The organism is Ancylobacter aquaticus (assembly GCF_004339465.1).
Taxonomy (GTDB): domain Bacteria; phylum Pseudomonadota; class Alphaproteobacteria; order Rhizobiales; family Xanthobacteraceae; genus Ancylobacter; species Ancylobacter aquaticus.
Genome location: NZ_SMFY01000002.1, coordinates 510,357 through 525,046, shown reverse-complemented (window position 1 = coordinate 525,046; position 14,690 = coordinate 510,357). Strand labels below are relative to the sequence as shown.

The following is a 14,690-nucleotide window of genomic DNA, read 5'->3' as shown; positions in this document are numbered from 1 at the left end:
AAGATAATAGACTGGTTCAGCCAGGCAAGTTCTTAGGATCAAAAAAATCACGCTCGTTCTGCTCCAGCAACTCCTCCAGCGCCGCGCGTTGCCGCTGGTTCCAGTCCTTTGCCGCCGCGCGGGCCTGTTCGCTGGCGCGGGCGCAGCGTTCGGGGTCCAGCGTCAGTTCGCACAACGCTGCGGCATAGGAGGCCCAGTCGCCGTCGGGCAGAATGCGAAGCGCGTCGCCTGCCAGCGAGCCGAGCCCGCGGGCGCCGGTCTCGGTTGCGATTACGGGAGCGCCGGCCGCCAGCGATTCCAGCGCTTTCACCGAAATGCCGGAACCGCTCAGCACCGGATTGAGCGAGATGGGCGCCTGGGCGAACACATCGCCCAGGCACGCGAAGCGGCCGAACTTGTCCATGCCGGGATGGTCAGGCACCTCGCTGCAGATGGCGCCGGCCAGCAGCAGGCGGAATTCGGGATCGCGCCGGACGACCTCGGGCAGGCCCCGCTCCAGAAAAAGCGACAGTGCCTGCATATTGGCGCTGTTATAGGAGGCTACGAAAGCCGCCCGATGGGTAACGCCGCGAGGCGGGGAGGGCTTCACGCGGGGTGGGAAGTGGCTGACCACCCGAACCGATGGGGGGTGAGGGTGCCCTTCCAGCATCCGGGTGAAGGCCTCTGCCTCATCCTCCTGGATGGCGAGCACGCCATCGGCACGCATCAGCGCGCGTGCCTCGGCGCCCGGGCGCAGCGACACCCAGTAGGAGTCGCCGAGGCCGTTCGCGGCGTATCCGACATGGCGATTGGTGAACAGGTCATGCGTGTCGATCAGCTTGCGCACGTGGCCGGGGAGACCCACCAACACGCCCGAATGGAAGACGTACTCCACCAGGCAGATATCGCAGCTGCGCGTCGCGATGATCCTGTGCACGGCGCGGACGGTTTCGGGGGAGAGATGCGAATCCAGGGGGCGCCAGTAGCGCCAAGGGGTGTCGATACGCAGTTTCTTCGACAGCCAGGAGACCGCCCGCACCGGCAGGACCTTGAGCCAATTGGCGCCGCGGGCGAACGCCGAGAGGTGGCGCAGGTCGTAGTAATTGCCCTGGCCGAGAAGCTCCTCGTGGCGGGCGGCACTTTCGGGAGCGTCGTGGGGCCCGCTCGGAATCTGGAGGAAGATCGGCTCATGGCCGAGTTCCTGCAGCGCCTTCACCAAGGCGAGGACCCGCGCCCGGTTCCCGGCGGTGGTTGGATAGAGGGGTATGTGCGAGACAACAGCGAGTCGCTTCGGCATCTGTCACTCTACCTTGATGCTGCGATGTTGCTGGTGGCTTACGGGAATGCAAGACGCATTCCTGAACGGCTCGGGAGCGTGGTTACTAGGAAGGTTGCGGGTTCGTGGAAGGCGCGCGGGCCTTCTCCCTTCCAGCCAGTTCCGCCAGCATGGCGAGCGCGGTCAGCACGGAAAGGCGGCGCACGCCGGCGCGGTCCTGGCCGGCGAACACCTCACGGCGGGCGATTACCGTGCCGGTGCGGGTGCCGGCGGCGAAATGCACCAGCCCGACCGGCTTCCCGGCCGAGCCGCCACCCGGGCCGGCAATGCCCGTTATCGAGACGCCGAGCGAGGTTTTCGCCGCCCGCAGCAGGCCGGCGACCATCTCGCGCGCCGTCTCCTCGCTCACCGCGCCATGGGTCTCCAGGGTCGCCGGCGAAACGCCCAGCATCTCCTGCTTGGCGGCGTTGGAATAGGTGACGAAGCCGCGATCCACCACATCGGAGGAGCCGGCGATTTCGGTCAGTGCGCCGGCGACGAGGCCGCCAGTGCAGGATTCGGCAGTCGAAACGGTCAGCCCGCGCGCCCGGCATAAATCGAGCACCCGCATCGCCTCAAGCAGGATGGCATCGTGTGTCTCGTCCATGGCGCTTTCCTCAGTCGATCCATGCCTCAGTCGATCCAGGGCAGGCGGACCGTCGCGGCGGCGAGTGCGGCGATGCCCTCGCGCCGGCCGGTGAAGCCAAGTTGCTCGCTGGTCGTCGCCTTCACGCTGACGCGGGCGACGGGAATCCCGGCAATGGCAGCGATCCGTTCGCGCATCGCCTCGCGGTGCGGGCCGATCTTGGGCGCCTCGCAGATCACCGTGGCGTCGAGATGGGCGATGCGCCCGCCGGCCGCGCGTACGAGGTGGGCGGCATGGGCGAGGAACTGGTCGGAGGCCGCGCCCTTCCATTTCGGGTCGGAGGGCGGGAAGTGATGGCCGATATCGCCGCTGCCGATGGTGCCGAGCAGGGCGTCGGTCAGGGCATGCAGCACCACGTCGGCGTCGGAATGGCCGGCGAGGCCGTGAGTGTGAGGAAGGCGCAGCCCGCCCAGCACCACATGGTCGCCCGGCCCGAAAGCGTGCACGTCGAAGCCGGTGGCAGTGCGGACATCGGCAAGCTCGGCCAGCAGGCGGCGTTCGGCGGTCACGAAATCCTCCGGCGTGGTCAGCTTGAAATTGGCGGGGTCGCCGGGGAAGGAGGCCACCGGGTGCCCGGCGGCCTCGGCCACGGCAGCGTCGTCGGTGAGGTCGTCCGCTCCTGCCTGCGCCCGATGCGCGGACCGGATCAACTCGTAGCGGAAGGACTGCGGCGTCTGGACGCTGCGGACGGCGTTGCGGTCGGGGCCGGTGGCGAGGAAGCCGGGCGCGGCCACGGCCTTCAGCGTGTCGACCAGCGCCAGCGCGGGAACGGCAGCGCCCTGTGCCGCAGCGGCGGCGATAGCGTCCGCCACCAGACGCGCCGAAACGAAGGGCCGCGCCGCGTCATGGATGAGCACCAGGTCGGGTGGATCCTGTGCCAGTGCCTCCAACCCGGCCCGCACGGAGGCCTGCCGCGTGGTGCCCCCTGTCACCGGGGGCAGCACGCCATCGAGCCCGGCGAGGGCTGCGTTGCAAAGGTCTGTATGTTCCGGCGAAATGACCGGCAGGACATGGCGGATGCCCGGTTGCCCGAGAAAGCGGAGCATCGTCTGGCGCAGTACCGGCATTCCACCCACCGGGCGGTATTGCTTGGGCACTCCCTCGCCCGCTCGCAGGCCATTGCCTGCCGCCACCACGATAACGTCGGTCCGCATTGCCTAACGAATCCGCCCTTCCCCTGACTGCCGCTTCATCAGCGCAGACTTGCCCTGTCGGCTCGTTTAGCGCAAAAGCGGCACATATTTGCAAAAGATTTGACATAAGCCCTTCGCATGGGTTGATGGCGCGCTCGGCATGGCTATTATCTAGGCACCGCTGGTCGGGCTTATTTAATGTGCATCGAGTGATCGCCGCTTGACCCTTTGTTTTTCTGCCGTCGGCAATCTCCAGATCGGCACCGTCGCGTTGCCGGGTGCGGTGCTGCTTGCGCCAATGGCGGGCATCACCGATGCACCCCTGCGGCGCATGGCCTTGCGCTATGGCGCATCGCTGGCGGTGTCGGAAATGGTCGCCGCCGGCGCCTTCGAGACCGGGCACGAGGAAACCGTGCTGCGGGCGGAAGGGGCGGGGGTGGCGCTGCACGCCGTACAGCTCGCCGGCAACGAGCCCGAATCGATGGCCCGGGCCGCCAGCCTGGCCGAAGCCGCCGGGGCAGCGCTGATCGACATCAATATGGGCTGCCCGGCCAAGCGGGTGACGACCGGGCTGGCCGGCTCGGCGCTGCTGCGCGACCTCGACCTCGCCACCCGCCTCATCGCGGCGGTGGTGGGGGCGGTGAAGGTGCCCGTGACGCTGAAGACACGGCTCGGCTGGGACGACGCCGCCACGGTGGCGCCGGAACTGGCCCGCCGCGCCGAGGCCATCGGCGTCCGGATGATCACCATTCACGGGCGCACGCGCTGCCAGTTTTACACCGGCCGCGCCGACTGGGCGGCGATCCGTGCGGTGAAGGACGCAGTGTCCATCCCCGTCCTCGCCAATGGCGATCTGGTGGCGATCGAGGACGCGACCGCGATGCTGGCCGCTTCCGGCGCCGACGGGGTGATGATCGGTCGTGGCGCGCAGGGGCGCCCCTGGTTTCCCGGTCAGGTCGCCACCTTCCTGCGCACCGGCCGGGCACCGGAAGATCCGCCGCTTGCCGAGCAGCGCGACGTGCTGATCGAGCTCTATGAAGGCTGGCTGTCGCATTACGGGCGCGAGCTTGGCATGCGCTGCGCCCGCAAGCATGTCGGCTGGTCGCTGGCCTCGGCCACGGCTAGCGCCGGCCGGACGCCCGACGTCGCCGCCTCCTGGCGCCGGCGGCTGCTTACCCTTGAGGATCCGGCGCGCGTCGTCACCGGAATCCGCGACGCCTATGACGACATTGGATGGAGAGAAGCTGCATGAGTTCGGTTTCCTCGCAACGACCCGGCCCGCGCGCGGGCAGCGCGACTGCGGAGGCCGTCGTGAATGCGCTGCCGCATCCAGTCATTACGGTGGCGGAAGACAACCACCTGATCGACGCCAATGTGGCGGCGGAAGCCTTCTTCGAGGCTTCGCTGGCGGTTCTGGTGCGGCACCGGCTGCAGGATTTCGTGCCCTTCGGCAGCCCGATCCTGTCGCTGGTGGATCAGGTGCGCTCGCGCGGCGCGGCGGTGAACGAGTACCGGGTCGATCTCGGCACGCCGCGCAATGGCGGTGAGCGCATCGTCGACATTCATGTGGCGCCGCTTTCGGAAGTGCCCGGCAGCGTGGTCATCATGCTGCAGGAGCGCACCATCGCCGACAAGATGGACCGCCAGCTCACCCATCGCGGCGCCGCGCGCTCGGTGACGGCGCTGGCCTCCATGCTGGCGCATGAGATCAAGAACCCGCTGTCCGGCATTCGCGGGGCGGCACAGCTTCTCGAACTGTCGGCCAGCGACGACGACCGCTCGCTGACACGGCTGATCACCGACGAGGCCGACCGCATCGTCAAGCTGGTCGACCGCATGGAGGTGTTCTCCGACGAGCGGCCTATTGAGCGCGAGCCGGTCAACATCCACGCGGTGCTGGAGCATGTGCGCACGCTCGCCAGCACGGGGTTTGCCCGCAACATCCGTTTCTTCGAGGAGTACGACCCCTCGCTGCCGCCGGTGCTGGCCAATCGCGACCAGTTGGTTCAGGTGTTCCTCAATCTGGTGAAGAACGCCGCCGAGGCTATTGGCGATTCGTCCGATGGCGAGATCCACCTCACCACCGCCTTCCGCCCCGGCGTGCGGCTGATGATGCCCGGCGCCCCGGCGCGGGTCAGCCTGCCGCTGGAGTTCTGCGTGCGGGACAACGGCCCCGGCGTGCCGGAAGACCTCATGCCGCATTTGTTCGACCCCTTCGTCACCACCAAGCCGACCGGCACGGGCCTGGGCCTGGCGCTGGTGGCCAAGATCGTCGGGGACCATGGCGGCATCATCGAATGCGACAGCCAGCCGCGCCGCACCACTTTCCGTGTCCTCATGCCCATGTACCGCGCCAGTCGCGGTGACGAGAAGAGTTGAGAACCGCCATGCCGACGGGAAGTATCCTGGTTGCCGATGACGACGCTGCCATCCGCACCGTGCTCAATCAGGCGCTGTCGCGGGCGGGCTATGAGGTGCGCTCCTGCGGCAACGCCGCGACGCTGTGGCGCTGGGTCAGCCAGGGCGATGGCGACCTCGTCATCACCGATGTGGTGATGCCGGACGAGAACGCCTTCGACCTGCTGCCGCGCATCAAGAAGGTGCGGCCGGACCTGCCGGTCATCGTCATGAGCGCGCAGAACACCTTCATGACGGCGATCCGCGCCTCGGAGAAGGGCGCCTATGAGTATCTGCCCAAGCCCTTCGACCTGAAGGAGCTGATTTCCATCGTCGGCCGCGCTCTGTCCGAGCCGAAGAAGCCGGAGAACGCGCTCAAGGGACTGGGCGAGGACGCCGACAACATCCCGCTCGTCGGCCGCTCGCCGGCGATGCAGGACATCTACCGCGTGCTGGCGCGGCTGATGCAGACCGACCTCACGGTGATGATCGCCGGCGAGAGCGGCACCGGCAAGGAGCTGGTGGCGCGGGCGCTGCATGATTACGGCAAGCGCCGCAACGGGCCTTTCGTGGCCATCAACATGGCGGCGATCCCGCGCGACCTGATCGAATCCGAGCTGTTCGGCCATGAGAAGGGGGCCTTCACCGGCGCCAATGCGCGCTCGGCCGGCCGCTTCGAGCAGGCGGAAAGCGGCACGCTGTTTCTCGATGAGATCGGCGACATGCCGATGGAAGCGCAGACCCGGCTGCTGCGCGTGCTGCAGCAGGGCGAATACACCACGGTTGGCGGACGCACGGCGATCAAGACCGATGTGCGGATCGTCGCCGCTACCAACAAGGATCTGCGTATCCTCATCCAGCAGGGCCTGTTCCGGGAGGATCTGTTCTTCCGCCTCAATGTGGTGCCGCTGCGCCTGCCGCCGCTGCGCGAGCGGGCGGAGGACGTGCCGGACCTCGCGCGCCACTTCTTCCTGCAGGCCGAGCGCGAGGGGCTGCCGCGCAAGCAGATCGACGCCGCCGCGCTCGACCGGCTCAAGCGCTACCGCTGGCCGGGCAATGTGCGCGAGTTGGAAAACCTGATTCGCCGCCTCGCCGCGCTGTACCCGCAGGAGGTCATCACCGGCTCGATCATCGAGGCCGAGCTGTCGACCCCGATTTCACCGCCGACGCCGGAGGAAAATGGCCAGGACGAGACGCTCTCCGCCTCGGTGGAGCGCCATCTCAACGCCTATTTCGGTGGCTTCGGCGATAACCTGCCGCCGCCCGGCCTTTATCACCGCATTCTCAAGGATGTGGAGTACCCGCTGCTCTCCGCCGCGCTGGCGGCGACACGCGGAAACCAGATCAAAGCGGCCGAATTGCTGGGCCTCAACCGCAACACGCTGCGCAAGAAAATCCGGGATCTCGACATCCAAATAATCCGCACCAGTCGGTGAGCGCCTTACGCCCTTCGCAAATTAAGGCGGGGGCGGCTCGCCAATGTCACATTTTTGCACCAGTGTCGTACCACTGCATCAGTAGGGCGGACTGATTCCCGCCGCCAACATGGTGATGGATGAGCGACGCTTCGACCGGCGGAACTGACAGGCAGGAAACGCTCGACCTCGGCGGGATGGGATTCCGATTCTCGCTCTGGGGTCTGGCGCCGCTGGCGGTGCTGCTGGCGCTGCTGATCGCGCTGGCCAGCTTCATCATCCTGATCGGCATCACCCCGCTAGTGCCCTCGCAGGACGTGATCATCGTCGTCCTGTGCCTCAACGGGCTCATGTCGCTGGTGCTGCTCGGCATCATCGGCCGCGAGGTGTGGCGCATCGTCAAGGCGCGAAAGCGCGGCCGGGCGGCGGCGCGGTTGCATGTGCGCGTCGTCGGGCTGTTTGGCGTGGTGGCGGTGGTGCCGGCGCTGTTGGTGGCGATCCTCGCCAGCATCACCCTCGACAAGGGGTTGGACCGCTGGTTTTCGGTCCGCACCCGCGCCATCGTCGACAATGCCGTATCAGTGGCGCAGACCTATGTGCGCGAGCACGCCTATTCGATCCGCGGCGATGTGCTCGGCATGGCACGCGACCTCCAGCGCATCCGGCCGCTGTGGGACCAGGATCGCAGCCGCTTCCGGCAGGCGCTGACCGCGCAGGCGGTGGTACGCGGCCTGCCCGCCGCCATGATCATCGACAAGGACCTTCAGATCGTCGATCGCGCCACCATCCGTGTCGGTCGCGAATTCGTGGTGCCGGCCAATCTGGCACTGAAGGACGCGACCGATGAGCAGCCGCTGATCTACCTGCCAGGTGACGCCGATTATGTTGGCGCGGTCATCCCGCTCAAGGATTTCGGCGACCTCTATCTCTATGTCGCGCGCGCCGTCGACCCGCGCGTGATCGAGTATCTCAAGGAGACGCAGGCGGCCGTCGTCGACTACCGCAACCTTGAACAGCAGCGCGTGGGCGTGCAGGTCGCCTTTGCGGTGCTCTATGCGGTGATCTCGCTCACCGTGTTGCTCTGCGCCGTGTGGCTCGGCATCAATTTCGCTAACCGGCTGGTGGCGCCGATCCGCCGCCTGATCGGCGCCGCCGATCTCGTCGCCGCCGGTAACCTTTATGTCGAGGTGCCGGTGCGCCGCACCGAGGGCGACCTGTCGAGCCTCGCCGAAACCTTCAACAAGATGACGCAGGAGCTGCGCACCCAGCGCGATGATCTCGTGCAGGCGCGCGACCAGATCGACACCCGCCGCCGCTTCACCGAAGCGGTGCTCTCGGGCGTCGGCGCCGGTGTCATCGGCCTCGACCCGCAGGGCCGCATCTCGATCATCAACCGCCCGGCGGAGAAACTGCTGGGCGTGGTGGAGGCGGACGCGCTCGGTGGCGAGTTCGGCGCGGTGGTGCCGGAAGTCGCCTCCCTTCTCGCCCAGGCCATGGAGGCCGGCGAGCGCAGCGTGCAGGCCAATGCGACGCTGACCCGCAATGGCCGCGACCGGGTGATCGCGGTGCGCGTCACCACCGAGCAGTCGCGCGAGGCCGAGCATGGCTGGGTGGTCACGCTCGACGACATCACCGAACTGGTGATGGCGCAGCGCAGCTCGGCCTGGGCGGACGTCGCCCGGCGCATCGCCCATGAGATCAAGAACCCGCTGACCCCGATCCAGCTTTCCGCCGAACGGCTGCGCCGGCGCTACGGCAAGGTGATCGGGGAGGATCGCGAGGTGTTCGACCAGTGCACGGAGACCATCATCCGGCAGGTCGGCGACATCGGCCGCATGGTGGACGAGTTCTCCTCCTTCGCCCGCATGCCCAAGCCTGTCGCGGAAGCGCAAGACATTGGCGAGACGGCGCGGCAGGTTGTGTTCCTGATGCGGGTCGGCAATCCCGACATCACGCTCGACCTCGAACTGCCCGAGCAGCCGGTGATAGCCCGCTTCGACCGCCGCCTGATGTCACAGGCGCTGACCAACATCATCAAGAACGCTACCGAGGCGCTGGCGGCGGTGTCGCCGGAAGAGCGCACGGAGCCGCCGCGCATCCAGGTGGCGGTGCATGCCGATGAGCGGATGGTGACGATCGACGTTATCGACAATGGCAAGGGTCTGCCGACCGAGAACCGGGCGCGGCTGCTGGAGCCTTATGTGACGACGCGGGAGAAGGGCACCGGGCTCGGCCTCGCGATCGTCGGCAAGATCATGGAAGAACATGGCGGCGGCATCGAACTCGACGATGCCCCCCAGGGGCGTGGTGCGTGGATTCGCCTGCGTTTCGCGCGCGATGGCGGCCCAACCGCCACCAATGACGGAAAAGGCAACGGCGGGGCCTCCGCTGCCCGGCTGGTCGGCTGAAGGAGAAGAGACTGATGGCGACGGACATTCTGATCGTCGACGACGAAGCCGATATTCGCGGGCTGGTCGCTGGCATTCTGGAAGACGAGGGCTATGGCGCCCGCACCGCCAAGGACAGCGACGAGGCGCTGGCCGCCATCGAGGCGCGCCGCCCGCACCTGATCTTCCTCGACATCTGGCTCGAACGCTCCAAGCTCGACGGGCTTCAGCTGCTCGAACGCATCAAGAAGAGCCACCCGGACGTGCCCGTCGTGATGATATCCGGCCATGGCACCATCGAGACGGCGGTGGCGGCGATCAAGCAGGGCGCCTACGACTTCATCGAGAAGCCGTTCAATTCCGATCGCCTGATCCTTGTCGCAGATCGCGCACTGGAAACGCTGCGGCTCAAGCGCGAGGTGCGCGACCTCAAGCAGCGCACCGCCGTGACGCAGCTGCTGGTGGGCAAGTCCTCGGTGATGAACCAGCTGCGCCAGGGCATCGAGCGCGTGGCCCCGACCAACAGCCGGATTATGATCGTTGGCCCCTCCGGTTCCGGCAAGGAACTGGCCGCCCGAATGATCCACGCCGCTTCGGCACGCGCGAATGGCCCATTCGTGGTTATCAACGCCGCCGCCATCACGCCTGAGCGCATGGAGGTCGAGCTTTTCGGCGTCGAGATCGGGGAAGGGCAGGGCCGTCAGGTCGGCGCGCTGGAAGAGGCGCATGGCGGCACGCTGTTCATCGACGAGATTGCCGACATGCCGCGTGAGACGCAGAACCGCATCCTGCGGGTGCTGGTCGACCAGAACTTCCTGCGGGTCGGTGGCGCCACGCGCGTGTCGGTGGATGTCCGCATCATCTCGTCCACCGCGCGCAATCTGGAAAAGGAGATTGCCGAAGGGCGTTTTCGCGAGGATCTCTATCACCGCCTCGGTGTCGTGCCGGTGCGGGTGCCGCCGCTCGCCGAGCGGCGCGAGGACGTGCCGGAACTGGTCGAGTTCTTCCTCGACCAGATTTCGCAGTCCACCGGCCTGCCGCGCCGGCGCGTCGCCGACGACGCTCTCGCCGTGCTGCAGTCGCATGACTGGCCGGGCAATGTCCGCCAGCTGCGCAACAATATCGAGCGCCTGCTCATCCTCGCCTCCGGCGACGCGGACGCGCCGGTGACGGCCGACATGCTGCCCCCCGATGTCGGTGCGCTGGTGCCGAGCCTGCCCAGCGGGGCGGGCGGCGAGCACCTCATGGGCCTGCCGCTGCGCGAGGCGCGCGAAGTGTTCGAGCGCGAATATCTGGTGGCGCAGATCAGCCGGTTCGGCGGCAACATCTCGCGTACCGCCGAATTCGTCGGCATGGAGCGCTCGGCGCTGCATCGCAAGCTCAAGGCGCTCGGCATCGGCTGAGCGCCTGCTCTCCCGGATGCAGTAAGATGTGCGGAGCGCGCCCACGCGCGTCTGCCACCTTGCGCGAACCTGCTATAGAGAGACTCACGAGAGAATGCCGGGTGCGCCGTCGTGGGTGCCGGCGGTGAGTGTGGGGTCGCCATGAAGGTCGTCATTTGCGGGGCGGGGCAGGTGGGGTTCGGCATTGCCGAACGTCTGGCCGCAGAGCAGAACGACGTCTCGATCATCGACACCTCGCCCCGCCTCATCCAGGCCGTAACCGACACGCTCGACGTGCGCGGCTTCGTCGGCCATGGCTCGCATCCGGACGTGCTCGCCCGGGCCGGGCTGGAGGCGGCGGACATGTTGATCGCCGTCACCCTGCACGACGAAGTCAACATGATCGCCTGCCAGGTCGGCCACGCGCTGTTCGACGTGCCGACCAAGATCGCCCGGGTGCGGGCGCAGAGCTATCTCCAGGGCCATTGGCGCGACCTGTTTTCGCGCGATCACCTGCCGATCGACGTGGTGATCTCGCCGGAGCTCGAAGTGGGCGAGATGGTGCTGCGGCGCCTGTCGCTGCCGGGCGCGGTTGACACGGTGAGCTTCAACGACAGCCAGGTCGTGGTGGTGGGTGTGCGCTGCCAGGAGGATTGCCCGGTCCTCGACACGCCGCTGCGCCAGCTGACCGACCTGTTCCCCGACCTGCGCGCCGTGGTGGTCGCGGTCTATCGCAACGGTAAGACCTTCGTCCCGCGCTCGACCGATTCGCTGCTGGCCGGCGATCTCGCCTATTTCGTCGCCCACACCGACCAGGTCAGCCGCACCCTGTCGATCTTCGGCCATGACGAGCCGCCGGCGCAGCGCATCGTGATCGGCGGCGGCGGCAATATCGGGCTTTATGTCGCGCGCGAACTGGAGCGGCGCAACCCGAAGGCGCGGGTAAAGATCATCGAGGAAAACATCGGCCGCGCCGAAGAGATCGCCCAGCAGCTGACACGTACCGTGGTGCTGCGCGGCAGCGCGCTCGACCGGGCCATCCTGGAGGAGGCCGCCGTCGGCGATGCCGACACCATGATCGCCGTCACCAATGACGACCGGGTCAACATTCTCTCCTGCCTGCTGTCGCGCGAGCTTGGCGCAAAGCGCATGCTGTCGCTGCTGAACGATCCGGCGTACCCTGCCTTCGCGCGCGGGCTCGGCATCGACGCCTATGTGAATCCCCGGCAGATCACTGTCTCCAAGATCCTTCAATATGTCCGCAAGGGGCGCATTCGCGGCGTGCATTCGCTGCTGAACGGCGCCGGCGAGGTCATCGAAGCCGAGGCGCTGGAAACATCGCCGCTGGTGGGCAAGCCGCTGCGCCAGCTCGACCTGTTCGACGGCATGCGGATCGGCGCCGTCATCCGCGGCGGCCGCGTGATGCTGCCGCGCGGCGATACGGTGATCCAGGCGCGCGACCGGGTAGTGATGTTCGCGCTCGCCGACAAGGTGAAGCGGGTCGAACAGTTGTTCCGGGTGAGCCTTGAGTTCTTCTGAGAGGGGCCGACGCTGATGATCGCCGTCGCCCGCCACAGCGCACAGACGGCCGGGGTCATGGCCGGCTTCCTGCTGCTTTCGGCGCTGGTGTCGCTGTTCCGCCGGGAGGCGGGCGCCGATATCTTCCTGATGACGGCGCTGCTGACCGTGTTCGGCGCGGGAGCGGTGTATCTCGCGGTGCGCAATCGCCCCGGGCGGCTCGACCGGCTGGCGGCCTATGGCCTTCTGCTGGTGCTCTGGCTCGGCGTGCCGATCATCGCCGCCGTGCCCATCGCGGCGACGACGACACTGACGCCGATGCATGCCTGGCTGGAGGCGGTGGCCGCGTTCACCACCACGGGCCCGGTGCAGATCCACGACCTTGAGAACGTGCCGCGGGCGACGCTGGGCTGGCTGCTGACGCTGCAATGGTCGGGTGGCCTGCTCACGCTCGTCGGCTTCGTCGCTGTGCTGGGTCCCGCCGGCATGGGCGGCCTGCCGGACCGCAGCGCACGCTCCAACCTGCTCGCCGCCACCCAGCAGATGACGCTCGACGATGCGCTGCGGCTGGTGCTGCCGCTTTATCTCGGCGCCACCATCCTGTGCACCTTCGCTCTGTTTCTCATGGGTATGCGGCTGTTCGAGGCGCTCGGCTTCGCCGGCGCGGCACTGTCCACCGGAGGCCTGCTGCCGGATGCGGACGGCATTGCCGGCTATGGCCAACTTGGCATCAAGGCCGTGCTTATCGTGTTCATGCTGGTGGGGGGAACGAGCATATTGTGGCAGCGCCTGCTGCTCACGCGACGCTTTCGCGTCGCGGCGGGACAATATGAGAACATTGTCGTTTTTGTACTGTGCCTCGGCCTCGGTATTGCCGCCGCCGCCATCGGTTTCCGCACTCTGGGGGGCGGCATCTCGCTGCCCATCGCGCTGGAGGACGGGCTGTTCACCGCCGTCGCTCTCGTCACCACGACCGGCATCGAGCCGCATGCCGGCGCCTTTGCCAGCCTGCCGGTGACGTTGGTTCTGGCGGTGATCTTCGTCGGCGGCGCCAGCTTCTCCACCACCGGCGGCATCAAGATCTACCGTGCCGGGATAATGGTGCTGCAGAGCCTGCGCGAGCTGGAGCGACTGGTGCACCCGAGCGCCGTGTACCAGCGCCGGCTCGGGCAGCAGAATGTGACGCTTCAGATGATGAAGGCGATCTGGATCATGTTCGGCGTGGCCTGCACGGTGATCGGCGCGCTGACCGTGGCGCTCGCCCCGGCCATGCCGAGCTTCGAGGCCGCTTTCGTCGCGGTGCTCACCGCGCTGAGCAATGTCGGCCCGGTCTATGCGGCGAACTGGCAGCCACAGGTCAACTGGCCGGAATGGGGCGCGCTGCCGGCCTATGCGCAGCTTATACTGGCGCTCGCCATGATTCTCGGACGGCTGGAAATTCTGGTGGTGCTTGGTCTGGCCAATTTCGCGCTGTGGCGGCGCTAGAGCGTAAAACGTCGACAAGTCAATGTATTGACGAGATTCGTTCGCGCAAGAGGCGATCTGAATTCAAGCCGGAATGAGCAGGCCCACGGGGACGGACGATGTCGCGCATTGCCTATGTAAACGGTTCCTATGTGCCCCATGCCGACGCGGGCGTGCATGTCGAGGATCGCGGCTACCAGTTCGGCGATGGCGTCTATGAGGTGTGCGAGGTGCGCGGCGGCCACATGGTGGACGAGCGCCGCCACATGGAGCGGCTCGTGCGGTCGCTGGGCGAACTGCGCATCCGCCTGCCGATGTCGCTCGCCGCACTCGGCGTGGTGCTGCGCCAGACCATCGCGCGCAACCGTGTTCGCGACGGCCTGATCTATCTGCAGGTGACGCGCGGCGTGGCCCGCCGTGACCATTATTTCCCCGACCCCGCAACGCCTCCCTCGATCGTGGTGACGGCCCGTTCGGTCGATCCGGCCAAGGGCGAGGCGGTGGCGGGGCAGGGGGTCGCCCTTATCACCGTGCCGGATAACCGCTGGGAGCGGGTCGACATCAAAACCATCGGCCTGCTGCCCAATGTGCTGGCCAAGGAGGCCGCCAAACAGGCCGGCGCGCGGGAGGCCTGGTTCGTCGACGCCTCCGGCCACGTCACCGAGGGTGGCTCGACCAATGCCTGGATTGTCACCCGGGAGGGGGCGCTCGTCACCCGCCCGGCGGAAAGCGGCATCCTGCGCGGCATCACCCGCACGGTCATGATCGAGGTGGCGGAGAAGCTCCAGTTGCGGGTGGAAGAGCGCCCGTTCACGGTGGCGGAAGCGCTCAATGCGCGCGAGGCCTTCGTCACCTCGGCCACCAATTTCGCCACCCCGGTGGTGCGAATCGATGGGCAGGTGATCGGCGATGGCCGCCCCGGCCCGGTGGCGCGCTCCCTGCGCGAGAACTTCCACGGGGTTGCCGAGATCGCCCGCTAGGGGAGGAAATCGGGCCCGTCCGGCATGCAGCGCCGCACGGAAAGACCTTGCCAAGCGCCGCCAACTTGGCGAAA

At 67.4% G+C, this 14,690-nt stretch carries 11 protein-coding genes; 8 read left to right on the top strand and 3 right to left on the bottom strand.

The genetic code is table 11. The features are described 5' to 3' along the window. Window positions 1-16 precede the first annotated feature (16 nt). The 3 genes from EV667_RS12040 to EV667_RS12030 form a co-directional block, all read right to left on the bottom strand. On the bottom strand, window positions 17-1,195 hold the full coding sequence (locus tag EV667_RS12040) for a glycosyltransferase (protein WP_245516194.1): 1,179 nt from the start codon (window positions 1,193-1,195) through the stop codon (window positions 17-19). Window positions 1,196-1,361: 166 nt separating this feature from the next. Next, window positions 1,362-1,901, bottom strand: a complete 540-nt coding sequence (locus tag EV667_RS12035) for a CinA family protein (RefSeq protein ID WP_131835583.1) — start codon at window positions 1,899-1,901, stop codon at window positions 1,362-1,364. Between the two features lie 26 nt (window positions 1,902-1,927). Next, complete coding sequence (locus tag EV667_RS12030) at window positions 1,928-3,094, bottom strand: bifunctional 2-C-methyl-D-erythritol 4-phosphate cytidylyltransferase/2-C-methyl-D-erythritol 2,4-cyclodiphosphate synthase (protein WP_131835582.1); 1,167 nt, start codon at window positions 3,092-3,094, stop codon at window positions 1,928-1,930. A gap of 199 nt (window positions 3,095-3,293) precedes the next feature. Here EV667_RS12030 and dusB point away from each other — a divergent pair, with 199 nt between their 5' ends. The 8 genes from dusB (at window position 3,294) to EV667_RS11990 (ending at window position 14,616) form a co-directional block, all read left to right on the top strand. Further along, window positions 3,294-4,325, top strand: a complete 1,032-nt coding sequence (gene dusB, locus EV667_RS12025; RefSeq protein ID WP_131835581.1) for a tRNA dihydrouridine synthase DusB — start codon at window positions 3,294-3,296, stop codon at window positions 4,323-4,325. Beyond that, the gene (locus EV667_RS12020; RefSeq protein WP_131835580.1) at window positions 4,322-5,452 is read left to right on the top strand and encodes a two-component system sensor histidine kinase NtrB; all 1,131 of its coding nucleotides are present in this window, start codon (window positions 4,322-4,324) and stop codon (window positions 5,450-5,452) included. Before dusB ends, EV667_RS12020 begins: the two co-directional genes overlap by 4 nt. 8 nt (window positions 5,453-5,460) lie before the next feature. Further along, window positions 5,461-6,906, top strand: coding sequence for a nitrogen regulation protein NR(I) (ntrC, locus tag EV667_RS12015; protein ID WP_131835579.1), 1,446 nt, complete (start codon window positions 5,461-5,463; stop codon window positions 6,904-6,906). 119 nt (window positions 6,907-7,025) lie between these two features. Next, complete coding sequence (locus EV667_RS12010; RefSeq protein WP_131835578.1) at window positions 7,026-9,293, top strand: sensor histidine kinase NtrY-like; 2,268 nt, start codon at window positions 7,026-7,028, stop codon at window positions 9,291-9,293. 14 nt (window positions 9,294-9,307) lie between these two features. Then, window positions 9,308-10,675, top strand: a complete 1,368-nt coding sequence (gene ntrX, locus EV667_RS12005) for a nitrogen assimilation response regulator NtrX (RefSeq protein ID WP_131835577.1) — start codon at window positions 9,308-9,310, stop codon at window positions 10,673-10,675. 141 nt (window positions 10,676-10,816) lie between these two features. Further along, window positions 10,817-12,193 carry a Trk system potassium transporter TrkA gene (trkA, locus tag EV667_RS12000; RefSeq protein WP_131835576.1) on the top strand — a complete coding sequence of 459 codons (1,377 nt, stop codon included), beginning with the start codon at window positions 10,817-10,819 and terminating at the stop codon, window positions 12,191-12,193. A gap of 15 nt (window positions 12,194-12,208) precedes the next feature. Further along, a complete protein-coding gene (locus tag EV667_RS11995; RefSeq protein ID WP_131835575.1) occupies window positions 12,209-13,657 on the top strand; it encodes a TrkH family potassium uptake protein in 1,449 nt (482 codons plus the stop codon). A 98-nt stretch (window positions 13,658-13,755) separates the two neighbouring features. Then, complete coding sequence (locus tag EV667_RS11990; RefSeq protein WP_131835574.1) at window positions 13,756-14,616, top strand: D-amino-acid transaminase; 861 nt, start codon at window positions 13,756-13,758, stop codon at window positions 14,614-14,616. Window positions 14,617-14,690 lie beyond the last annotated feature (74 nt).